The sequence below is a fragment of the Verrucomicrobium sp. BvORR034 genome (genome assembly GCF_000739635.1).
Taxonomy (GTDB): Bacteria; Verrucomicrobiota; Verrucomicrobiia; order Verrucomicrobiales; family Verrucomicrobiaceae; genus Verrucomicrobium.
On sequence record NZ_BATQ01000179.1, the window covers coordinates 1 to 24173 of the forward strand.

General features: G+C 61.7%; 10 protein-coding genes. 3 read left to right on the top strand and 7 right to left on the bottom strand.

Annotated features, from left to right (window positions below):
• Window positions 1–23 precede the first annotated feature (23 nt).
• Genes BV034_RS31570 through BV034_RS31585 form a run of 4 tightly spaced genes read right to left on the bottom strand, consistent with a single transcriptional unit; the run spans window position 24 to window position 9293 of the window.
• Window positions 24–2477 carry a glutamine amidotransferase gene (locus tag BV034_RS31570; protein WP_050030926.1) on the bottom strand — a complete coding sequence of 818 codons (2454 nt, stop codon included), beginning with the start codon at window positions 2475–2477 and terminating at the stop codon, window positions 24–26.
• A gap of 24 nt (window positions 2478–2501) precedes the next feature.
• The gene (locus tag BV034_RS31575; protein ID WP_050030927.1) at window positions 2502–3944 is read right to left on the bottom strand and encodes a trypsin-like peptidase domain-containing protein; all 1443 of its coding nucleotides are present in this window, start codon (window positions 3942–3944) and stop codon (window positions 2502–2504) included.
• Complete coding sequence (locus BV034_RS31580) at window positions 3931–7350, bottom strand: hypothetical protein (RefSeq protein WP_050030928.1); 3420 nt, start codon at window positions 7348–7350, stop codon at window positions 3931–3933. The genes BV034_RS31575 and BV034_RS31580 overlap by 14 nt, the downstream gene beginning before the upstream one ends.
• The gene (locus tag BV034_RS31585; protein ID WP_050030929.1) at window positions 7347–9293 is read right to left on the bottom strand and encodes a BatA domain-containing protein; all 1947 of its coding nucleotides are present in this window, start codon (window positions 9291–9293) and stop codon (window positions 7347–7349) included. Before BV034_RS31585 ends, BV034_RS31580 begins: the two co-directional genes overlap by 4 nt.
• Window positions 9294–9684: 391 nt before the next feature.
• Here BV034_RS31585 and BV034_RS31590 point away from each other — a divergent pair, with 391 nt between their 5' ends.
• Window positions 9685–12306: a DUF1800 family protein gene (locus tag BV034_RS31590; RefSeq protein ID WP_050030930.1), complete on the top strand. Its 2622-nt coding sequence runs from the start codon at window positions 9685–9687 to the stop codon at window positions 12304–12306.
• Between the two features lie 40 nt (window positions 12307–12346).
• On the top strand, window positions 12347–13792 hold the full coding sequence (locus BV034_RS31595) for a DUF1501 domain-containing protein (protein ID WP_050030931.1): 1446 nt from the start codon (window positions 12347–12349) through the stop codon (window positions 13790–13792).
• A gap of 30 nt (window positions 13793–13822) precedes the next feature.
• Here BV034_RS31595 and BV034_RS31600 read toward each other — a convergent pair whose 3' ends face one another.
• The 3 genes from BV034_RS31600 to BV034_RS31610 all read right to left on the bottom strand — a co-directional run bounded on the left by BV034_RS31600 (window position 13823) and on the right by BV034_RS31610 (window position 18789).
• Window positions 13823–14494 carry a PEP-CTERM sorting domain-containing protein gene (locus BV034_RS31600; RefSeq protein WP_050030932.1) on the bottom strand — a complete coding sequence of 224 codons (672 nt, stop codon included), beginning with the start codon at window positions 14492–14494 and terminating at the stop codon, window positions 13823–13825.
• A gap of 41 nt (window positions 14495–14535) precedes the next feature.
• Window positions 14536–15678 carry a TIGR02597 family protein gene (locus tag BV034_RS31605; RefSeq protein WP_050030933.1) on the bottom strand — a complete coding sequence of 381 codons (1143 nt, stop codon included), beginning with the start codon at window positions 15676–15678 and terminating at the stop codon, window positions 14536–14538.
• 261 nt (window positions 15679–15939) lie between these two features.
• Complete coding sequence (locus BV034_RS31610) at window positions 15940–18789, bottom strand: peptidylprolyl isomerase (protein WP_081888276.1); 2850 nt, start codon at window positions 18787–18789, stop codon at window positions 15940–15942.
• A gap of 254 nt (window positions 18790–19043) precedes the next feature.
• Here BV034_RS31610 and BV034_RS31615 point away from each other — a divergent pair, with 254 nt between their 5' ends.
• Complete coding sequence (locus BV034_RS31615) at window positions 19044–24155, top strand: DUF1800 family protein (protein ID WP_050030935.1); 5112 nt, start codon at window positions 19044–19046, stop codon at window positions 24153–24155.
• Window positions 24156–24173: the final 18 nt, after the last annotated feature.

A 24173-nucleotide genomic window follows, 5' to 3' on the forward strand; every position in this document is an offset into this window, starting at 1 on the left:
TAGCCATGTGACGAAGACTCGGTTCATGCGACACCAGGGAGAGGGGTTAAAGGAGTAACGCTGAGGCGACCGACGCGGCGCAACAGCCACTCCAAGGCAAGCAGGGTCATGATGGCCGCCCACCACGGCCACCAGCTCCACACGGGCTGCGGCCAGGCCCGCGACTCCCGTGCGGCATGGGCCTCAGACGCTGCGCGATTCGCAGCCACGGCAGACTCCACGGTGGTCAGCACCTCACCACCGCCGGCTTTGGCCAGGCCGGCCATGAGTTCACCATCGGGAGCGGAGCGGGTGTATTCACGACTCTGCACCAGCACACCACACTTCACCGCATCCGTCAGAACTTCGCGGTCCGTGTTGGTGTCGAAGAGCACCTGCACCTCCTGGGCGGCGATATTTCCCGGAACCTGCAGCACACCCGTGAATTCCCGCCGATCCCGGTCGTACGTGAGACGGACGCGGGCGCTTCCCGGCAGGTCGAGACGGGCACCGATCTCTTGAACGGCCACTTTCTCTGGATCCGTCTCCGCCAGGAACTCCACCGCCACAGGAAGCTTGCTGCCCGGGTGGGCCTGCGCCACAAGGACCTTTCCTGAGAGCTTGTCCCGCCGCCAGCGGATGCTGTTTTCCGCGAGCCACTTCATGGTGTTCACCCAGTAGGCGGCATAGTATGGGGAGGGATGCGGCGGGCGCGGCGTGGTGGGTGCCTGCGCCTCACTGGGATGGGTGGTGAGCGACGCCCCCTGCCCCAGCTCAATGCGATCCCCCAAGGTGGGCGCGTGGTCAGAGCTCCAGCGGATCACCTCCGACCCCCAGCCACCGTTAGGATCTGGCAGATAGGCGATGGACCGGCCCCGTCCATAATTCTGGGCGGCGATGACGGGCTGATCGGGCTCATCCTTCACCACCGCAAGGATCGTAGCCCCGGGCTTCGCGCGACGCACCCGGTTCATCCCGCTGAAGGAGGGATGCGTGTCCAGAATCGCCGCATTCTCCTTGGGATCGTCCACCATCTGCCAGATGGGATGGTTCCGCACCGAGGACGGAATGGCAACTTCCAGGGTGCCACCGTAGTTGCCGTCGCCATAGTCCACCATGTCCACCGGAGTGATCTTTTCCCATGGCGTACGGTCATAGTTGCCGGAGTCGAATGCCGTATTGCCCCCGGCCATGAGGAAGCCGCCGCCCCGCTCCACCACCCACTCCACGACCCACTGCATCTGCTCCTCAGAAAAATTCCCCACCGGTACATCGCTGAACATCATCACATCATAGCTGTGCAGTTCTTCACGGGTTTTAGGAAACGGACGGGCGGAGTCCACCAGCATCTCGCCATTGGCGAACTTCACGCCAAAGAGGTTGGGCCGGTCCACATACTGGCTCACCGGGGTGAAGGTGGCGCATTCCATCTCGCCTGTGCCGGTGCAGGCGGAGGTGATCATCTCAATGTCATTGACGAAGTGGCCCTCGGACCCCAGGGAGCGTTTGGCGTGAGTGCCCTCTGCCACCAGCACGCGCAGCTTCGTGGTCACCACCTCCAGCGTGAAGGTGAAGCGATTGTCCTCCAGCGTTGCTTCAGCACCTGGTCCCTTGAGTTCCACCGTGTACTTCGTGGTGCGGGCCGGGCTCACGAAGAAGAGCTTGCGTGAGGCGGTGGCAACACTCGAGTCAGAAGCGGGCGAGAAGCTGACGGCCTGTCGCGTGATCTCCGCACCCTCCTCATCCCGGAGGATGAGATCAAAGCCTTCCGTCTTGGAGACGCCGCCCGCCTCCAGCTCCACGGGCACCACCACGCGGGACTGGGCACGCACCATGCGCGGTGGCAACACGGAGACGAGCGCGGCATTGCGCGCCGGCACATCTCGACCCACCAGCCGGGTGGAAAGGCGAACGCCTGACTCATGCAACGCCCCTAGTGCCGCACTGAGGCGCGGGGCATCATGCACACAACCATCTGACACCACGATGACGTGATCCAGAGCCGATGTCCCGCCGCTGGCAGACAACCGCTCCAGCGCTGCGGCCAGCAGGGTTTCCTGGCCTTCGGGCGCCGCGTGGGTTGTTCCCTCAACCCCGCCATCCATCGATTCCGATTCCGTCGCAAAACGGCGGAGTTCCGGCGCCGACAATCCCGCACGCTGTAGCGCAGATCCCAGTGAAGCCGTCCACTCCAGCGCCTCTTCCCAGCGCGTTCCCTGCTCCGTGCCCGCCATCGTCATGCTCGCTGAGGCATCCACCAGCACCAGACTCCGTGAAGCCTTCACAGGGGTGCTCACATTCTCCGAGGGGTTCAACAAGATGAAGGCGAGCAGGGCGATGGCACTCAGGCGCAACAACAGCACGGGAGCCTGCAGCCAGGCCGGACGCAACGGGCTGCCCCGGAGCGCGGTCACGATGGCCAGCAGCGCGGCGCACGCGGCAAGTCCCACGATCAAAGACACGGGCAGCGCAGGTTGCAGAGTGAAATACAGATTCATGCAGGAAGAGAGTGATGCGGGTGACTACTCCCTTTCTGCGTTCAAGGGCAGACGGATGGCAAGCGTCTGCTCCTCCGCTCCGGTTCGAGCCTTCACTTGGTTCACCCCCTCCACCAGCGCCGCCCCGGCGGCGACGGCATCCAGCACGGGTTTGCCGTTGATCTCCACAATCTCCATACCCACGGCGAGTCCCGTTTTCGCTTTCTCCTTCTTTCCGATCTGCTCCACCACGAGCCCCTTCCGCCCCTTGCGAAAATCAATGCCAGGCAGGCTGTCGAGGCGGAAGGTGGATCCGGCAGGAACGGCCTGCGGGTCATTGCGTCCCGCGGTCAAAGTGGTCGTCAGCTTCTGACCTGCCCTCTGATAGATCACTGGCAGCGCTTCTCCTGGCCTGACCATGGAAGCGATAAAGCGCAGGTCCCCACGGGCGTAGACCTTGCCGCCGGATGCCTCCAGCACGATGTCGCCCGCCTTCAATCCCGCAACCGCGGCCGGGCCACCCTCCATCACCTGGCCGAGCTTCGCCCCCGCCATGCTGACGAGACCCGCGGCCTCGATGTCCTTGCGCAAGGGCTCCTCAATCTGCCAGCCAAAGAAGCCGCGCTCCACCTTGCCCTGCTCCGCAAGCTGCGTGACCACATTCCGCACCAGGTTCGAGGGAATTGCGAATCCGATGCCCACATTGAAACGCCCTGCCGCGCCCCAGATGGCGGTGTTGATCCCGGCGAGCCTCCCATGCCTGTCTGCGAGCAAACCGCCGGAGTTCCCCGGATTGATCGCGGCATCCGTCTGAATGTAACTCTCGAACCCACCGCTGGTGAGGTCAAGATTCGCACGCCGCACGGCGGAGACCATGCCTTTTGTCGCGGTGATGCCGATCTTGAAGGGATTGCCCACGGCATACACGGGATCTCCCACACGCACCGAGTCACTGTCTGCAAGCTTCAAGAAGGGCAGCCCAGTGGCCTTGATCTTCAGCAGTGCCAGATCGGTCAGCGGATCATCCCCTACTACCTCCGCGTCATAACGCCGACGGTCGGCAAACTCCACAGAGATTGCATCCGCCTGCTTGCCATTCTGAAGATGAATGACGTGGCTGTTTGTGACAACCCACCCGTCTGCGCTGATCACCACACCCGAGCCCACGCCCTGCACACGCTCATTCTCCCGGCTGCCCCCGTCCCCGCCATTGCCTTTGGGGGCGGAGCGATCGCGGTTGAAGAATTGGTCGAGCGGATTCTCCGCATCAGGCCCCTCCACAATGCGGGCGGGAAATACCGATACCACGGCAGGAGTGACCGTGTCGATCAGGTCCGCATCGCTGGGATAGACAGGGGCCGTGCCCGAAGGCGCGGCAAAGAGCGCTGCGCCCTGGCCTGCCGGGAGACGGGGCACCTCCGCCCGCAACGCCAAGGGCGACAGGAGACAGAGCATGCTGGCGAGGCCGGCGGCCTTACTGGGGTTCATTGCCAAAGTCATCGGAAAGGTTGCGGAAATAAGCTTCGATCTCGCGGCGGTATTTTTCCGGAACGCGGTTCTGCACAGTTTGAGGAGTCACGCGACCCGGAAGGCTGGCCATGAGGAGGTCCAGACGTTCGATGATGCCGTCAAAGGCAGAGAGAGAAGGCACCACGGTGTCCAGCTGCTTCGCCAGTCCGGTGATGGTTTCATCACCCAGGCGCTTTGCTTCAGCCGAGAAGCGATCAATGTCCGCCTTGGCGCTGCCTGCACCTGGCTTGCCCTCCCCTTCGCCGGGACCTTCCCCTTTGCCATTGGCACTACCGGGGGTTGGTGAGGTTGGTTTCCCGCCCTGGGCCAGAAGTTGTTCAGGCGGAGCGGCCCCCTCACCCTGCTGGGCCGACTGGTCGCGCAGGGCCCTGGCTTTCTCCCGGAGCTCGGTGAGTTGCGCGAGACGTGAGGCATTCAGCCGGGCCGCCTCCGCATTCAGCTCCTGGGCCATCTTCTCCAGCCGCTTCGCAATGCCCGGCCCTCCCGTTGGGTTTTCGCCTTCACCGGGTTTATCTCCCAGTCCCGTCGGACCTGTGCCGTCAGGTTTGTCGCCGGATCCGGGCCCCTCTCCCTTCCCTTGATTACTTCCAGCGAGCGCCTTTAGATCTTTGGCGAGTGCTTCTGTACCAGCGCGGGCCCGGAGGGCGGCGAGCTCCGCAGCTCCCGTGCCGGGGCCGGGACCTGCACCGGCACCCTTCCCGCCTGGTGTTTTGCCGTTGCCATCTCCCCCTGGCGTATTGGACGGTTTGCTGCCACCTGCGGCGGCAAGCGCCTCCAGAGCCTTGAGGATTTCATCAGCGAGCTCCGCATTCCGCGCAGCCTTTTCAACAGCCTGCCGCCCGTCTTTGCCAACCGCTTCTCCCTGGGAGTTCTTTGCCAGCTCAGGAGCCTTGCCGTCCGCCCCCTTCTGGTTGTTTCCTTTTCCAGATTCCCCGCCCTGGGAGGATTCTCCCTCACCCTCTCCCTTGCCGCTGCCCTGGCCTTGGCCTTGGCCTTTGGAGCCGGACTTCTGGGCATCCGCCTGGGCCTTGGCGGCCATCTTCTTTAGGGTGTCGGCCAGCTTCTCCTCGATCATCGCACGGATGAAGTCGGATAGGTCCCGCAGCCGCTGCTCCGCATCTGCCAGGGGTGGCAGCGCCGTGAGATGCTCCTTGGAGTGGAGGCGCTCGTCCGCATCGCGCATGAAGTTCTCCGAGGCGGCCATCAGCTTTAGCATCGAGTCGTTCTTCTGCGGGTGGGTCACGATGATGGAGAACAGTTCACCCGCATCGGCCACAGCCACCTCCTGCTGGCGGCGGGAGGAGTCAAGCGTTGCGATAGGCCTGGCCGCGCCCTGTCCGATCTGCTCCCGCACCGTTCTTTCCTCTTCCGCCAGACGCTGGGCCTCGCGGGCCAGTTCTTCCAGACTCTTGATTTCAATGTCCTCGCCTTCGTCCGGCTCGCCCTCACCAGCATCCCCGATCAGCAGGATGAGGTGTTTGCGAATCTGGAGCAAAGAACTCAAGGCCCGGTCAGACGACTGATGGGCGGGCTCGGTGAGCAGACGGGTGAGGTGGCGGCTGGTCTCCGCCATCTGCGCTACGGCGGTGCCCAGAAGGGTCACGTCGTCCTGAGACGCATTGGGCAGTTGTTGCCAGATGGCGAGCAGGGCGTTCGCCTTGAGGACTACCTCCTGCTGTTTCACGTCGGTTTCCTGACACTTCTGACCCACACCTTCAGTGTTTTCATCCTTGGCCGCCTCCTTCAGCACATGGCAGTCAGAGACCACCACCCGCTGACCGCGAATGAGTTCGTTCAGCTTCGCGATCTGCAGGGGGGTGCCGTTGGGCGGGCGTCCCTTGGCCAGTGCGGCCAGCTTCTTGAAGTCGCGAATGTCGATGCAACGCAGCGCGCTGACGCTGCGGGGACCGCCCCGCGGCTTGTGGTCCAGCGCGTAGGCATACAGCTTGATGTTGTCGTTGATGGTCAACGGCACCGTCTCCAGCATGGCGCGGGTGAGTTCCGAAATGTCGCGCTGGTCCCGCTCAGTGATGACCTTTTCAAGAGTCCACAAAGTCTGACCTGCAGCCTCCATGATCAAGCCCACCTCCGCGACGCCGAAGTCATCACGAGCCCGGATGCGCACGGGCAGCTCCGTCACGCAGGTGGCCTGGATATCTTTCACCGGCTCCAGCAGCTCCACGGTGGGCAACCGGTCTGCCAGCCCGACCACCTCATAGCGCCAGGTGTCCAGCAGGACGCCTGCTTTGTCGAAGACGTTTAGGACACCGGAGTACTTGCCCAGCGGCGCCTTCCATGACGCCTGAACCACCGCCCCATCCCCCTGCGTGGTAATTGTTTGCGGCGCACTGGTGTCGGACGCGAGTGACCACTCAACCCGGTCGGGCGGGGTGTTAAACCTGAAACTCCAGTCCAGGCGGCTGCCCTCCACCACGCTGGCATCGCCGCCCGGCCGCTCCTCGGCATTGAGCCCCGTGTAGTCTGGGAAGTGCACCGTTACCTTTGCTTCCTCCAACCGGGGGATGGGATGATACTTCACCGTGTGCGTCGGCGTCGTGCCATCGCCTGCCACCACGCGCGCCTGGAAATCACCCGTTATACCGGTGAGCACGGCATCATAAGTGCGCCCATCTGCCAGCGTCGTGAGTGCCTGTGACCGCCATTCCCTCGAACCCGCCGTCTGCACCAGGAGCTGTGGCTCAGCGTTCCGACCCACAACCGTGACAGCGAGACGCGGAGGATGCCGGTCATCATAACGCGCTGGCGGCGACTCCCAGGCGACCGTGGTGTAAGTAGGTGCCCCAAGTGGGAACAAGATGCGGTGCAAGGCGGTCCGAAAATCCTGCGACTGCTGGACCGCCGCTAGTAGCGTCGCGGCCAGGACGCCACTCAAGGCAAGCCATCCCATCAGACGCCCGACTGGCGCGAGGGTCTGCCACTTGCCACGACGCAGGCGATCCTCCGCCTCGGTCAACAAACGTGAGGCCAGGACTTCCTGGTCGCTTTTTGTCGATGTCGGAGCCTCTTTGCCCGATAGTTCCCAGGCAGTACGCAGCATCTGGCCGTCTGCAGGGTTACTGGTCTCCATCGCCTTCACCACGGCCAGGGCATTCCGCCTCTTCCTGCCGACCAGCCAGCGTTGCAGAACCAGCAGCAGCACCCCGGCCCCCGTCAGACTGATAACCCAAAGCCGCGCCTGCTCGGGCCAGGCTTCTTTGAGATCGAAGTATGCCAGGCCCATGACGGCGGCCAACAACACCACCAGCCCGGCAAGCAAGGCGGTGGTGCCGTCGATCAGTCGGCGACGACGCACGACGGCGTGCACCGGTGACTCATCGAACCGAGGATAAGAGGGATTTTTCACCGGGCGGATGAGGGTTGTAGACGACGGGCGGCAACGACGTTCTCCACCATGAGGAGAATCAGCAGCGCCACCACCACCCATGGCCAGAGTTCGTGCCGCCAGGGGACGGATGCCCTCGCCAGCGCGAGGTCGTTCTGCGGAGTGACGAGGGGAATCGTTGAGTCTGGGGCACCAAAGGCCTGTCGCAGCGCGACCACCTCCACGTCATTCACCAGGGACTCCGCGGGCGCAGCGGCCACAATATTCGTGTTGCCAGCGGCATCGGTGTAGAGGCCCGGTGGACGACTTTCATGCACACCTGGATAGTGGGGCTTCAGCTCAGGACTCGCGGCCTCGGCCTGCGCCACATGGGTGAAGAGGCTCTTCACCAGTGGCACAAACAAAGGATCTCTCGGCAGGTCTGTCCACTCGCGGGTCAAAGAGTGGGCCAGCACGAGCACGCGCCCCTTCGAGGTGGCGGCAGCGGACTTTTCCAGCAGCAGCGCGTGTCCTCCATCCAGCGTGGCCAGTGCCTTCCAGCCTGTTTCCACCGGGACATCGAAAGCATCCCGCCACTCGGCCTCCCGGAGATCGCCGCCATCTTTGCCATCGTGGGGAGCCAGGATGGGATGCGTCCGCTCCCAGGTCGTCAAAGCCCGCACGGGGCCCGCCTCCTCTGCCAAAGCCGGCATGCTGGCCCCTGTCGCAGGACGGATGCCGGGAGGGAGGAGCCCTGCCGTTTCCAGGACAGCGGAGGCACCCCGGGTCCAGCGGGCATCCAGAGCGACCAGCAAACCGCCCCCCGTCTCCACATACTGGGCAAGCAAACGCGCATCTGCCGTGGAAACTACGGGCAGACCGCACAACGCCACTGCGGCCACCCCTGACAAGTCGGCAGCCCCCTGACGGGCGGAGAGGCCGTAAACGATCTCAGGCTGGAACGGTGTCTTCCCATGCGCCGCCCCAGAAGCCGTGAGCGCCTTGTCCACGAAGTAGGCCTGACCTTCAAACGGGGTGTTGCCCGGGCTGCCGTCCACCAGCATGACCTGCCGTGGCTGCACCCAGCGCACCGCGAAAGGACGCTCGTCATCCGCAGGCCAGTCATCCCCGCCGCTGAGGGAGATCGTACCGCGCACTTCATCGCGAGGTGGCTTGAGTCTGAAGATGACCCGGTCACCCCCTTCTGGCACCGACTGGGTGATCGTGATGCCCTCAGCCTTCAAAGACACCCTGCGGTCAACTCCGGTGGGCAGGTGCACCTCGGCTTCAATCTCCATCTCTTCCATCACATAGGGCGTGAGCAGGGTGACCTGGCTCACGGCAGCGTTCTGGAGCGAAGCGGGCTTCAGGGCATGCACTTCCAGCGCCACTCCCGGAGGCCACACCCGTGGAGGGCTGGGCGGCAGACTCCCCTCCGCCAGATGCGCGATGAGCACCACCTTCCCTGACTGGCCTGCTCCTCCATTCCCAAGCCGGTCCAGCGCCCAGTTCATGGCACGGGTCAAGTCTGTGGGGGACCCGGCGCGAGGGGCCCATTTCCCGGCATCGGGAATCACCGCCACGTCATCCGAAAACTGGGCCAATGTCAGCTTGCCGCCCTCGGTGACACCTAACGCGGCGCGTTGGACAAAATTCATCCCTGCGGTTTTCATCGCCTCCGTCACGCTCCCGGAGGCATCCAGAAGGATCACCGTCTCCGCCGGATCAGCCACCGTCTTGACGCTGGAGCTCAGAAAGGGCCGGCAGAAGACCACGGCCAGCAGAACCACACAGAGAAGCCGGAGCAGCAGGAGGGGAATCTCCTCAAACCGCGACCGCCGCCGCCGCTCCTGCAACACCTCATTGAGAAACCGCAAACTGCCCACCGGGAGCTGCCGGTACTGCATGCGGCGGCGCAGATGCACCCACAGCGGCACCGACAATGCGGCCAGCGCCCAGAGGAATCCGGTGTTCAGGAGTGACATCGGGCGACATCATAGGTGAAAATTTCCACGGCTGACAAGCAGGCATTTTCGGGCGGGGGCTCGTTGTGGGCGGGGGCGGCTGGAGATTGAGGCCATCGAGGGGGGGGTGGCCCTCTCCTTTGTTTGCCCGGATGCTGGCGGGGGATTTTAGGAAACAGCTCACGCTCCGGCAGGCGAAGGCGGCGCCTGTAATAGGCTAGAACCTCACAACACCAGCAGCAGCGGACCTGTCTTGGAGACTTCAGGAAATTACATCCCGGCCTCCCGAGATAAACTCACGCGCAGAGAGGGCTTTCCCGACCCCTGACCCATTAAGTTTTCAACTCGAAACAATTTCTCACCTTGCTGGGAACATTTGCATAGCACGATTGGCCAGTGGTACTTTACCTCCATGCGATCTCCCGCATCGTTGGTCAGTCCTTCCCGCGTCACAGATTCCCGGCTTGCTTGGGCCCTGCCCCTGTTATTCGCTCTCTTCCCAGGAGCGTCAGCCCTGGCCGAGCTGGACAAGAACACCAACCAACTCAGCGACGTCTGGGAGCTCCAGTTCAGCGCCCAAGGGCTCGCGGCAGGACTGGACACGGATAACGATGGTTTCACAAATTTGCAGGAGGCAGCGGGCGGCACCAACCCCTTTGATGCAACCTCCCGGCCGGCCATCGGCATCGGGGCAGGATCAGGCAATGACGTCGAATTCTCGTGGCAATCGGCTCCCGGCAAGCGGTACCGGATCGATGTCAGCAATACCCTGGCGCTCAATTCCTGGCAGCCGCTGCTCACCGTGGACGGCACGGGCGAGATCTTCGACCTGCCGATTTCCACGGCACAAGGCTCTCAGTTTTTCCGGCTCAATGTCAGCGACATCGATACCGACCTGGACGGTCTGAGCGACTGGGAGGAACGGCAACTGGGGCTGGATCCACGCAGCAGCGCCTCGGAACGGCAGGCGACCTCCGACTTCAGCCGGGTGAACACGGAGTGGACCGGCACCAGCGTGGTGACGGTGGGGCTGTTGGACGGGGAGATCAATGAAGACTGGCCAGACAAAGGGCTGGTGGCGATCCGGCGGACCGGGGGACTCAAACCCATCACGGTCAATCTCACGCTGACGGGCACCGCCACCCGCAACACCGACTACACCTGCCCGGTGATCGGCAGCCAGGTGACAATCCCCCTCGGAGTACGCGAAGTGTGGGTGGAGTTCACGCCCCTGGCGGATGCGCAAACGGAGGGGGCGGAAACGATCATCCTCACGGCCACGAGCGGAACCGGATACACACTGGGGACCACGACCGCTGCCACAGTGAATCTGGCGGACGCCAGCGCCCTGCCCAACCCCAAAGCGGCGGCGCGATTCTTGATCCAGGCCGCCTTTGGCCCAGATTCTGACAGCAATGACGCGGACACCCTCCCGGAGAATGTGGAAGAGGTGATGGCGCTGGGGTTTGAGGGCTGGATCGATCAGCAGTTCGCGATGACGCCGGTGGGCAAGCTGCAGCCGTATGTGGACTGGGCGGTGCCCAACGGACAGGGGCTCGCACTGTATGGCAACTACAAGGAATTCGCCTGGTGGGGGCGAGTGATGGGATCGCCCAAACTCAGCCCCACCGCACCCGCCAGCCCGGTGCAGCCCTACGACGCACTGCGTCAGCGGGTGGCCTTTGCATTGAGTGAAATTCTGGTGACCTCCGACCGGCCGGAACAACTGGCGGTGGAGCAGCAGGGCATGGCCAACTACTACGACCAGATGGTGCAGCATGCCTTTGGCAACTACAAAGACCTGCTCTATGCCGTGGCCACCCATCCGGTCATGGGCATCTATCTGAGCCATCTGGGCAACCAGAAGGCCAACTCCGCGCTGCGCATCTACCCGGATGAGAACTTTGCCCGGGAGGTCATGCAGCTTTTCAGCATCGGCCTGTGGGAGCTGAACCCCAACGGAACCAGAAAACTCGTCAACGGCAATCCGGTTCCCACCTACAACAATGGCGACATCACGGAGCTGGCGCGGGTGTTCACCGGCCTCTCCTTCGGCAACAACGCCAACTTCCAGCTTTATCCCCGGGACTTCACGGTGCCCATGAAGATGTGGGATGCCTACCACGACTGTGACGCCAAGATCCTGCTGGGAGGATTGAACCTCCCCATCAGGACGCCCTCCAACGGCAACACTGGAACCGCCGGTCTGGCGGATGTGACGGCGGCGATTCAGAATCTCTTCAACCACGCCAACGTGGGGCCTTTCATCGGTCGGCAGCTCATTCAGCGTCTCGTTACCTCGAACCCCAGCCCCGAGTACGTGGGCCGGGTTTCTGCGGCGTTTGCCGACAACGGGAGCGGTGTGCGGGGTGACATGAAGGCGGTGGTGAAGGCCATCCTGCTGGATCCGGAGGCGCGAGATCCCGCCATGATGGACGCGCCCACCTGGGGGCGGTTGCGGGAACCGCTGCTGCGGGTGGTGAACCTGGCCCGCGCCTTCAATGCCTCCTCCACCTCCGGTCACTACCCACTGGATCAGTTCAGCACGGACCACATGCAGGATCCGATGAACTCTCCCAGTGTGTTCAACTTCTTCCTGCCCAACCACAGCCCACCCGGGCCGATCACGCAGGAGGGGCTGGTGGCCCCGGAGTTCCAGATCATCAATGCGAGCACCGCCATCACCGGCCCCAACTACTTCTGGAACGCCATTGAGGGGAGCCTGCATCGCTACGGGAACGGCAACGCGACGTATATCGTGAGGCTGCAGAACGATCCGGAACTGGGCATGATTGTCCCCTCGAACCTCATCAACCAGGACACGCCTTCCGGCGCCTCCGCCATGGATCCTGATCCGTTGCTGCGACGGCTGGATCTGGCCCTGACTGGGGGCACGCTGAGCCCGAGGCAGTTTCAAATCATCCGGGAGGCAATGTTGCGAATCCCCACCAGCTCATGGCAGTGGCACCGCCAGCGTCTGCGCCTGGCGACCTATCTCATCGTCACCTCATCGGACTTCAACGTGCAGCGCTGATGCGCAGTCTGGCTCATCCATTCACCTCTTCCTTCCCTTCATGAAGCCCGCCCCCTCGATGAACCGTCGCCAGTTTCTGGGCCAGGCCAGTTGCGCCGGCGTCAGTTCCATCCCGCTGCTGAACACGCTCTTGAACTTGCGGCTGGCTGAGGGGATTGCCGAGGCGTCCTCTCCGCAGCCTGGCAGCTACCGCGCCCTGGTCTGCCTCTTCCTGGCAGGCGGCAACGACTCGTTCAACATGCTGGTGCCACGCGAACCCGGCGCATATGCCACGTATCAAGCCTCCCGATCGAACCTGGCGCTGACAGACGCGCAGTTGATCAACATCCAGCCAGAGGGGCTGCCGCCCTTTGCCGTCCACGGTGGCATGCCAGAGGTGGCCACGCTCTTCAATAACGGCAACGCCGCCTTTGTGGCGAATGTGGGTACGCTCATCGAACCCGTATTCACGAAGGCCGAGGTGGAGCAAAGCCAAAAACGGCTGCCGCTGGGTCTCTATTCTCACTCTGACCAGATTGAGCAATGGCAGACCGGGGTGCCACACTCCCGCTCCGGCATTGGCTGGGGAGGGAGGCTGGCAGACCTGATTCAGCACATCAACTCGGTGCCTACCGTGCCCATGCAGATCAGCCTGGATGGTGGCAACGTGTGGCAGACCGGAGAGACGGTGGCGGAGTATGCGATCACGCCCCAAGGGGCCGTGAACCTGAGCAACTACAACACCGCTTACGAGGCCAACCAGAGCGTGCGCAACGCCCTGAGCGCCGCAGTGGACAGCCAGTTGGCGCAGGATTACTCCAACCTGCTGGCCCAGACGTTTAACTCGCGGAAGAAGCAGGCCATGGATGCCTACGACATCTTTGCCACGGCCACCGCGCCTGCCCTCCCTGCCGGAGTCACCTTCCCCAACACCTATGTGGGCCAGCGTCTCGCGATGGTCGCCAAAGCCATTCAGGGACACAATCATGCCCGCCTCCAGGCCAAGCGACAGACCTTCTTCATCCAATGGGGCGGCTGGGACCACCATAGTGAAGTCCTCGCTGGCCAGGCCTCCATGCTCCCGCAGGTGAGCGCCGCCATCGGGGCCTTCTACAGCGCTCTCGTAGCCATGGGCATGCAGGACAAGGTCACCCTGTTCACCGCCTCAGACTTTGGCCGCACGCTCACCTCCAACAGCCGTGGCTCCGACCACGCATGGGGCAGCAATCAACTCATCGTGGGCGGGAATGTGGTAGGCAAGCGCATCTACGGCCAGTACCCCTCTCTGGTGGTAAATCCCGATTCCGGCCCGACCATCAACAATCTCGACACTGGTCGCGGCCGGTTCATCCCCACCACCAGCTGCGACTCCCTCTTCGCCGAACTCGCCCTCTGGCTCGGCGCCAACCGCAGCGACCTCCCCCTCATCCTCCCGAACATCGGAAATTTTTACAACACATCCCAATCGGCCTGGCCGATTGGGATGTTCAAACCTGACTTGGGGTGAGAAAGTCGGAGGACATGCCTCCGAGCCACCTCACGGGTGACGATTCTGGCGTCTTCTGCGGCCAAACACTGCAAACATGGCTCCTGCCATGGCGAGGAGGGAGACGCTCGGTTCCGGAACTGCGGAGACAGTGTTAGACGCATTGCCAGCAGCCGCAGGTATTGTTCCGGGGGAGAGAGTTCCCGATTCATTAAAAAAGTACAGGCTAGCCGTGGTGTTCTCGGGGGTGGTCCAAGCATTTCCCACTACAGGAGGTCCGCTGAAGCTTCCGTACGAAGTGCTCGCGCTGACAGTACCATTAATATCTCCCAGGGTCAGTGTTGGGAACCAGACTAGGGCCAATCCATCCCCCACGCTCCACCCAGTAACGGAAGTGAGTTCGAGATTGGACGCCAAGACCTGAAAGTAACCGGCAACGTTGTTAAGAGACAGATCGTAGATCCCCACAATCCGATCATCGCTTCCACCGAGAACAGAATTTACGCTGAGACTTTGCCCAGCCGCAATCTGACCGAAACCATTGTTTCCAGTATCCGCCACCAACAAAACCAACGTCGAGGTGGGGGCGAGGGCACCTCCATTGGTTTTGAGTGCATCAGCTTGGATATCAAAGGTCACTGCAGCTTCAGCTTCGCCTAGGCTGATGGCTAGCAACCCACACAGGACCAAAGGCAATTTAAAGCTTTTGAACGCAGAAATCATGAGAAATGCTTGAGAGTTAACAGCTGGCAGCCTCGATGCAATTAATACACGGCCGGAATCGTCCAAACGGTAGTGGTAGGTGTCGGTGTGGCCTGCTTCCGAATGATGAAGCCAGAACCAGGCTGAAATACCACGTCATTGTTCTTAACTGACGTGAAACCACCACCAAGCATACGCCAACCTGGACCGCCGAAGGTGTCGCCAGTAAAGTAGTAATAAATCTTTGATGCAGCCTTGTTTTTGAGGACGAGGGAGTCGTCGAAAAGCAATAGCTTGTCACCAGTCGACCCAGTAATTTGGCTAGTTCCAACGAAAGCTCCGCTTTGATACAAATTCGACTGCGCCAATGACATTGGGACGGGAATATCGATCGCCAAGACGTTATCTTGGTCTGCGTTAGGAAGCAGAGTTCCCACGATGTATTTCCGTTCTCCGGAGGGAACCAACCCCACAGCCGTGTTGATGAGTGAGGTGCTCACCTCTTCCTGACGGATGACAACATACATGTCCGGAAGGATGATGTCATCGTTCTTTATTGCAGTGAAACCACCCCCAACCTTTCTCCAGCCGCTACCCCCAAAAGTCGTTCCTTCGAAATAGTAGTAAATCGCACTCGCAGCAGGGTTCACACCCGCAAAATTTGGATCGAAGAACAGAATTCGTGTAAGTGCCCCAACGCCATTAATCTGTGCTGTCTTCGTAATTCCAACTTGACCAGGAAAAACTGTGTTTAGTGACCAGTAAGGGACTACTTGGAACTTGTCCCCGGCAACCACCCCACCCGCCCCCTGGAGAGTATCACCATTCAAGTCAACGGTAATCGTTGATGCGTCGGCGACTGTTGAACCATTGTTTGCTACCACCGTATAATACATTCCCGCCCGCGTGCCAGTCGTAAAGGTGACATAATATACATTGGATTGAACACCAGCAGAGTAGACAAGCTGATTGGCGCTTAGCGTCTGTCCACCTTGGATCGTCAAGACGCTATTGTTGACACTCAAAACTGCTCCAGCGAAAACAGTAGGCCTATGCAAAGGCAGGCTAAACCTGGTATCGGAATTCCCTAGGGCCGTTACCTTGTTAAATCCAACCGGTTCCGTCGACACCTCCGCAGCCATGGATATCCCTGGGATTGAGGCAGCAACCAAACTGGCTGCCAAGAGGAGGGCTTTTGCGTTCATAGAGATGGATGGGGAATCTGCGGCCTGTCACTAACACTATTGCTTCTGAATCTCAACAAGAAGAATGGAGTTCTGGCCCGCGTTTAAAAAAATACACTCCGGACAGGCTGAAATAAAGATTTTTTACAGTTTTTAGAGGGGATTCTCCTAGCCGAGTTTAACCATCGCTTCGTGCAATCATCGAGGGTAGCTGCCAGATGTAACGACTTCGGCATGATTTCCATTAGGTAGTTGGGGCGACGGAGTCGCAAAAGTTTGCTACTAGGGGACAACCAACCGTACCCTGAGGAACCGGCGGCTGGTAGCCGCGATGGAAACGCTGTCCCGGACCGTGACGGTGTCGGACCCCACGCCCGGGACGACACTGACTACGGCAGAGGCCGTCAGACCGTCGCCTGAGTTCCAGACGGGCAACCAGCCTGTCGGGGCCAGATTGTCACTTCCCTCAACGACATAGGTCAGGCCAGCGATCTGGTGCCGAACGGGGAAGGTCAGCTGGAGGAAGGTGCTTCCGCCACTACTGGCGGTGCTCACCACCGGGCGCTCGGTGGCGAGGGACTTGGTGGGATCACCCATGAAGGCGAACTCTTCCAGGGCGGACAGACCGTCTTTATCAAGATCTCCGGTGACCAGAGCATCCGCACCGGAGAGGGACTGGCGGGACGCCCACTCAGCGAAGGTCTGGGTCACATTGACGTTCAACGTGTGAGCTGTGGCCTGCCCATCCCGGTCCACGGCGCTAACCCGGAGGGTAGTGATGCCTGGTGCCACCGGCTCGATCTTCAACGTGGTGCCGCTTTCCACCGACGCGATGGCAACCGCGGAGTTGGGAGGCGTGATGATCTCATAAACCAGCGCTGGCACCGGCTCCGTCGAGGTGATCTTGATGAGTTTGCTCAGGTCAAGCGAGTGCGGCTCCGTCGGAGGCGTGGCCGTGAGTGGCAGATTGTAGAAGGGAGTGGAGAAGACATCTTCCGCTCCCGGTCCGTACTGCACGGGGACGTTGTAGTCTCCCACTGGAGCCAGGGCCATCTGGGTGAGAACGGGGTAGCTGGCCAATCCCACCCGGGCGAAGACGGTGAACCCGCCATTCTGAAAATCCAGATTGGCCTGGTTGTCGTTCATGTTGAAGAAGAACTGACTCGTGGCGCTGTGCGGGAGGTCCTCCTGCTTGGCCATGGCGACCGTGCCTACCGCGTTTTGCAGACCCGGCTCATTGGGGACAGGCGCATAGGTAGGGATGGGTTCGAACCAATTCGAGCCATTCACTTTGTAGCCACCTCCCTGGAACACGAACTGATCCTCCGAGGTGTGGAACAACGCCCCATCAAACCGGCCCGAGTTCACGTAGCTCAGGAAGTTGGCCACCGTCTGAGGCGTGGCGGTCTGGTGGAGCAGCAGGTCCAGGTGACCCACATTGGTGTGGAGGCGCAGGACGGACTCGGAGTCGGGATCTGAAAAGAAGTTCTGTAAGGGGATCTGCACCGGGCTGCTCAAGGTGAGGGTCTGGTCCGGCACCGGAGTCGGCATGAGGGGTGCCGCAGGCATATGGATGGCCCGCACCGTCATGGTAGTCTGATGCGAGGCCCCACCCTGGAAAGTGGCGGTGACGGGGAAGGTGTACACCCCTGGCGAGGTAATCGTGCCAATCACCGCGGTGTTGGAGGGCTGCAACAGGGTGACTCCAGTGGGCAGGGAAGAAGCACTGATTCCCGTTCTGGGTGTCTGGCTCAGCGTGCTCAAAGACCACGTGAAGGGCACGTTCACATACACCTGGACAGATGGTTGGCTGCTGAATCCAGGGGGCGTGGTGACCGTCGCGACCGGTGTGTAGGCCGTCTCCAGATCCCCAAGGACGGACCGAATACGGAATTCGTAGGTGGTACCGGGTTTGAAACCTGGCAGATCGGCATACGACGTCTGGTAGGGTGAAGCCAGGTCCCTCCCCGTGATGTACTTCCTGGTATAGAAGAGGCCACCAACGCCACCTTCACGGAATTGGAGCTCATAGGCCTCTTCAACTTTGGAGGGGTCCGTCCAGTTGAACGTGATGTGGTAGGGGCTGGCTGTGGCCGTGGCGCTGAAGTTCGTGGGGGCGTAGAACGGGGTGGTCACCGTGCCGGTGGGCGACCACGAAGAATAGGTGCGGGGACCATTCTGTGTCTCCACGAAGAAAGAGCGCACACGGAAGTCCAACGCGGTGCCGGGTGGCACGCTGTCCAGGAAGTTGAGGATGTCCAGGCCATTGCCGGTATCTGCGGGGTCAGCCATCGTGGCAAAGGCGCTGAACTGGTTCATTCCAGCATAGCTGATCTCCACCTCATACCCGACGGCGTTGAAGCTGTTGTCCCGCAGCGTCAGGGAAACGGAGGTTTCATCCGTGGCGGTGACGGCAAGATTCGACGGTGCCACCAAGCCCGGGATCACATCCGTGAGCACCACATTGGAATACGCGGTGACCGCAGATGGGCTGGCCGCCGCCCCCTGAAAGGCACGCATACGCACCTCATAGCGCACCCCGGGCTTCATGATCGGCAACCACATCCCGTCGCTATTGGCCGCGCGGGCAGGGGTCACGGGGAGGAAATTCCCCACGGACTGTTCCCGCATCTCCACCAGATAACCCGCCTCAGCATAGGAGTTGTCCGTCCACAGCATGAGCACCGCGCCATCGGCCTGCAGGTAGGTGCCCTTGATCGCCGGGGCATTAAATGGCGTGGTGACAATCGTAATGGGCTGGCCCGAATAGGCAGAAGTGCCCGTACCGTCGTACGAGCAGACATCGATCACATAGGTGATGCCCAATCCCACCGTGACGTTGGACACCAAAGCCCCCGTGGTGCCGGAGTAAGACCCTGAGCCGATATCAAATGTCTGCTGGGCACCGCCGTTGGCAGTGTATCGAAAGCGGAAGCCCGTCTCACCCACCGAATTATCGTTCCAATAGAGCGTGATCTCAGCCTGATTGGTGGAGATCTGCTGGATCACCACCCCATGTAAAAGCGATGGCGCTATGGGAGCAGCCTGGGCTGTCCAAGTTACACCAAAAATCCACAGGACAACGAGAGCACAACAGATGCGGTGGAAGCCCACCACGGGCGTGAGAAACATGAAGTGTATGAAGAGGGTTGAGGAATACCCTTACTGATTACACTCTGCGTTTCTACGACTTTTATAGGGAAAAATATTACCTCCGCGGCCGTGGATGGGTAACAACCCCTCAATTGAGGACTTTTCTCCGCCAACATCAAAAGAGTAGTGTAGGCGCGACATTGCTCCCCGCCCCTACTTGATCTTAAGGCGGTCTGAAAATTGCTAATATTCTAGAACAGTCGTAATCTCCCCGACTTCCAAAACATATGCGAATGCCTGCCCTGTTGGTGCTGGTGACTTGGGCGGCCATTCTGCCCCTGCCTGCGCTCTACTCCCAGTTCACAACACTTTGGTCCATCGGCGTGGAAAACAGCGACCCCCAGGAGCTGGGGGGCGAAACGTGGCCCCAAAACAACCTGCCCGGCAGCGCGACGGTGCGCGACAATGACTACTACTTTGCCGGGACTTACGGCATCGGTACTGTGGCAGCCACCGAGCCCGCTGCGCAGTTCGAGCGGGTGCTGAGCACGACCAACCACACTCAGCGCATCCATTTCAATCTCAACGCCGGGCAGGCCACCACCACGGCGAGAATCCGGTTCCATTTCAACCAGGTGTGGGGCGGCTGGTGGCAGGCGGCGACCAGCACCCAGGGCCCTGGCTACGGTAACCATTCCCTTCAGGTAAAGCTCAATGGCGCTGTCATCGGGACGAAGCTTTTCACCACCCGGGGCGAAATGCTGGTGGAGGCCAATGCAGGCACCTTTACACTCGTGACAGGGGAGAACGTGTTGGAGATCACCCGCGTGACGACCAGCCCCTCCAGCCCTGACGGGTCCATCCAGTTCGACTACCTGCAACTCGAGTTGCACCCCACCGCGCTCCAAGATGCAGATGGCGATGGCCTGCCCCGCTGGTGGGAGGAGGATCACGGATTCGATGACCAGAACGCCGCCGACGCCGGGTACGATCCCGATCAGGACGGCCTCACCAACGCGCAGGAGTTCACCCGCAGGACACTCCCCCGCAACGCCGATACCGACGCGGACGGCCTGAAGGACGGATACGAGACCAACACCGGCACCTATGTGGATGCCACGCACACCGGCACCGATCCCAACAACCCGGATACAGACGGGGACTCGCTCCTGGATGGAGAGGAAGTTTCCTTAAACCCACGCCCGAATCCCCTGCTGGCTGACACCGACAACGATGGTGCCCCGGACGCCTGGGAGGTCCGCACCGGATTCAACCCGACCAGCAACAGCAGCAAGCCGCCGACGTTCCCCGGTGCGATCGGCATCAAGTTTGTGTCCGATCTCACTCCGGAGCACGGCCTGCTGCCCAAGGAGGTGACCGGCATCACCCCGCAGATGAACTGGAACAGTGCGATGCCCCTGAGCACGTGGAATGACCCCGCCGGATCGGAGATTGACATCGTGACCCCGATCGCGGGCAAGGTGGCGTACGCCACGGGAGTGGACTCCGGGGTAAAGTTCTCCTGGACCAACCCCGGCTACACCTGGGGCACAGGCAACGGTGGCGGCCCCACCCAGAAACTCTTCGACGGCATGCTCTCCGTTGCGGGCGATAGTCCCGCGTCCCTGACCGTCACGCAGGTGCCCTACGCTACCTATGATGTTATCGCCTATGTGGGGGCGCAGTCGGAGGCTTCAGTAGGCTATATCCGGCTCAACAACAACAGCGCCTCAGATCTGCGGTTCAGCAGTGCCAGCTCCCGGCCGGAGAAGACCTTCATCGAGCAGGGCATTTACAATGCGACCTATCCCCGACGCGGGAACACTGTGCGCTTCCGCAACGTGACGGGCAGCAGCTTCAACCTGCAACTCTATCGGACGAGCTACTACAATGTGGGCCTGCACGGGATCCAGATCGTGAATGCCACCGCAGACACGGACAGCGACGGACTGCCGGACCACTGGGAGTATCGCTACGGGTTCAACCCGGGGTCCAATGCCGATGCCACGCTGGATGCTGATGGCGACGGCCTTAACAATGTGGGTGAGAAAAACCGCGGCACGGATCCCCGGGTGGCAGACACCGATGGCGACGGCCTGCGGGATCTGGTGGAGACGGGCACCGGCATCTGGGTGAGCGCCACCAACACGGGCTCAAATCCGCTGCTGCAAGACACCGACAATGATGGCCTGACGGATGGCGCCGAGGTGGCCACCCTGCCGCTGCCAACCGACCCCAACAAGACCGACACGGATGGCGATGGACGGAGTGATCTCCTCGAATCCACGGAGCGCACCAACCCCCTGGCCGCTGAGGCGACCACCTTCAGCATGCCAGTGGTGACCACTTCGCCCTCTCGCACCTTCGACTGGACGGTGGAGAATGTGCAACTCGTCTGGGACCACTCACGCAATCACTCGGGCTTCAACGACGACCTCTTTGCGCTGGGAATCACCAATGCTGCGCGGCCGCGTGAGGATGCCCTGTACTTTGCCCTGCCGGTTCGCAACGGCAACGTCACCTACTATTTCCACACGAACTACTGGGGCGCATTCAGCCACCCGGACAATGACACCGCCCATGTCTGGGACAGCGACTGGTCCACCACTCCCGCGGATCTAAAATCGGCCATGGGCTTCAGCGGACGCGGCAAGGTGGACATCTCCGACCGTCTGCGGTTCCGGGTTTCAGCCACCAGCGCGGGCTCCCAGACGAGCTGGAACGTGACCTTCGCCATCATCAATCAGCGCACTGGATCGACGGTGGTGAGTCGCACTTACAATGGGTGCGCCCTGGCCACCAGCGCGCACAACAACACCGCCACGTGGCAAACCCATGACGATCCGGCGGTGGTGAACCGCTTCAACTTCCGCGTGCCGGATGCCGTGACTGTTTACTTCCAGGCGACCCCCTTGGAGAACACCGCCGCCTTCAGTGCCTACAAGGATACCGACAATGACGGGATGCCTGATGTCTGGGAGACCCAGTATGGTCTGAACATCAACAGTACGGCGGATGCCGTCCTGGACCCCGACAATGATGGATTGAAAAACAGGGATGAGTACACGGCAGGCACCTCCCCATTGCAGCGGGACACCGATGGCGATGGCGCTCCAGATGGCGTGGAGGTCTCCAGCCGGAGCAATCCGCTGCTGGCCACGAGCCTGCCGCCTCTCTACCGCGGCACGGGGAACTCGGGGGAAGATCTCAATGGCAACGGCCTGGCAGATGCCTGGGAGCTCTGGGCCGGCAGCTTCAACCTGGTGGCCAATGTGGACACCGATGGCGACGGCATGAGCAATGCGGCGGAAGCCGCGGCAGGGACGGATCCCTTTGATCCCGCGGACCGGCTGTGGTCTGCGATTGTCGCTCAAGGAAACAACATCCTGGTGCGCTGGCCGGCGCTGGTGCAGAAGCAACATGCGGTGTGGGAAAGCGGCAACCTCACCGACTGGAACCCCGCCACGGGCACACCGGTCACTACAGACGGCGTGAACCAGCAGACCTTCACCAATGTGCTGAACGGCCCCACCCGGGTGTTCTACAAGGTGCGGGTGAATGACCTGGACCGGGATGGCGATGGCGTGAGTGACTGGACGGAGAAGAACGTGCTGGGCTCTGACCCTCTGGCGGCCAACAGCTCCCGCAGCGCCACCAGCGTGGACACCAACCAGGACGGGGTGGTGGACACCACTTACAGCGGGGACTATGTGACTCTGGTGGAGCATCTCCAGGGCACCACGGCTGCGGGCGGATTTCCCGGCTCCGGCAGCGGGGGCAGTGGCGGCACCGGCATCGCCAGTGGCAGCACGGCCATCTCGCGCACCCAGGCGGCGAGGTTCCTCACGCAATCCACCTTTGGTCCCACACCGGAGGACATCCAGACGGTGCAGGAGCAGGGCTATGCAGGCTGGATCACCCAGCAGGCGGCGCAGGCTCCCACGCTCCACTCGCCCTACATTCAAGAGATCTACAATGACATTCGCGGGCAGCGCACCGGCCAGGGCTACAGCTACGGCGGCAGTGACAATGAGTACTTCCTCTTTGGCAACAACATGATGACCGCCTTTGCCCGGGGCGCTGTGAACGGGCAGGACCAGCTCCGGCAGCGCATGGCCTTCGCCCTTAGCCAGATCCTCGTGGCCTCGCGCCGCGATTCCGCCCTGGAGAACAAGGCGATCGGCATGGCCAGCTTCTACGACATCTTCGTCCGGAACGGTCTTGGAAACTACCGTGACGTCCTGCGTGAGGTGACCTTCCACCCCATCATGGGGCGGTACCTCAGCCATGTGGGCAACCAGAAGGCGCATCCGGAGATCAACCAGTATCCGGATGAAAACTACGCCCGTGAGGTGATGCAGCTCTTCAGCATCGGGCTCTGGGAGCTGAACCCCGATGGCACGCGCAAGCTGGACAGCGGCGGGCACCCCATCCCCACCTACACGAACACCGAGATCACCCAGGTGGCCCGCGTGCTCACCGGGCTCTGGTACGGCGGGCAGGAGTGGGGCAACGGCGGCTGGGATGACGCGGCCTTCTCCACACCCATGACGATGCACTCGGACCGTCACGACTTCGGGAAGAAGACGCTGCTGCGCGGCTTTGCGGTGCCCTCCCGCGCGCCTTCCGCGGAGAATGCCTTGCGCGACATCGACGACCTCATCCGCATGCTATTCGAGCACCCCAACACGGGTGTGTTTGTGGGCCGGCAGTTGATCCAGTTCTTCGTCACAGACAATCCAAGCCCCACCTATGTGCAGCGAGTCTCGGCGGTGTTTGCCAACAACGGCCAGGGTGTGCGCGGCGATCTGCTGGCGGTGATCAAGGCCATCCTGCTGGATGAAGAAGCCCGTGACACACGCTACTCCTCCGGGGCCTCGTTTGGCCGCCTTAAAGAACCCGTGATCCGCGCCATGTCCATCGGGCGGGCCTTTGGCCTGAAGGGGGAGACCAATCTGCTCTGGTGGGACTGGAACGACTTCTTCAACGTGAGCCGCCAGGAGCCAACCTTCTCCCCCAGCGTGTTCAACTTCTACCGCCCTGACTATCAGGCGCCGGGCCTGCTGACGCAGAACAGCCTGTCCTCCCCGGTCTTCCAGATCACGGACAGTTTCTCCTCGATCTCCTTCCCCAACCGGCTCTGGGATCTGGTGCAATACGGCTTCCGTCTCTGGAACGTGTACCAATTCCCCCTGGACATGGAGCGGGAAAAGGCGCTGGCCGCCACGCCGGAACTGCTGGTGGACCACCTCAACACGATCTTCTGCGCAGGCAACATGGAGGTGGGCACCCGCACCTACATCCTGAATGCGATCAATCAACTGCCGGCCAATGAACTGGCGATCCGCGCGCAGGTGGCGGCGTATCTGGCCATCGTCTCCCCGGAGGGGGCCGTGATCCGGTAACCCCCCAGCCCTCTTTAT

What these genes read in the sequence shown, in the direction of transcription:
- BV034_RS31570 (WP_050030926.1), bottom strand. Translation starts at nt 2,477, where the DNA reads ATGAATCTGTATTTCACTCTGCAACCTGCGCTGCCCGTGTCTTTGATC.
- BV034_RS31575 (WP_050030927.1), bottom strand. Translation starts at nt 3,944, where the DNA reads ATGAACCCCAGTAAGGCCGCCGGCCTCGCCAGCATGCTCTGTCTCCTG.
- BV034_RS31585 (WP_050030929.1), bottom strand. Translation starts at nt 9,293, where the DNA reads ATGTCACTCCTGAACACCGGATTCCTCTGGGCGCTGGCCGCATTGTCG.
- BV034_RS31590 (WP_050030930.1), top strand. Translation starts at nt 9,685, where the DNA reads ATGCGATCTCCCGCATCGTTGGTCAGTCCTTCCCGCGTCACAGATTCC.
- BV034_RS31595 (WP_050030931.1), top strand. Translation starts at nt 12,347, where the DNA reads ATGAAGCCCGCCCCCTCGATGAACCGTCGCCAGTTTCTGGGCCAGGCC.
- BV034_RS31600 (WP_050030932.1), bottom strand. Translation starts at nt 14,494, where the DNA reads ATGATTTCTGCGTTCAAAAGCTTTAAATTGCCTTTGGTCCTGTGTGGG.
- BV034_RS31605 (WP_050030933.1), bottom strand. Translation starts at nt 15,678, where the DNA reads ATGAACGCAAAAGCCCTCCTCTTGGCAGCCAGTTTGGTTGCTGCCTCA.
- BV034_RS31610 (WP_081888276.1), bottom strand. Translation starts at nt 18,789, where the DNA reads ATGTTTCTCACGCCCGTGGTGGGCTTCCACCGCATCTGTTGTGCTCTC.
- BV034_RS31615 (WP_050030935.1), top strand. Translation starts at nt 19,044, where the DNA reads ATGCCTGCCCTGTTGGTGCTGGTGACTTGGGCGGCCATTCTGCCCCTG.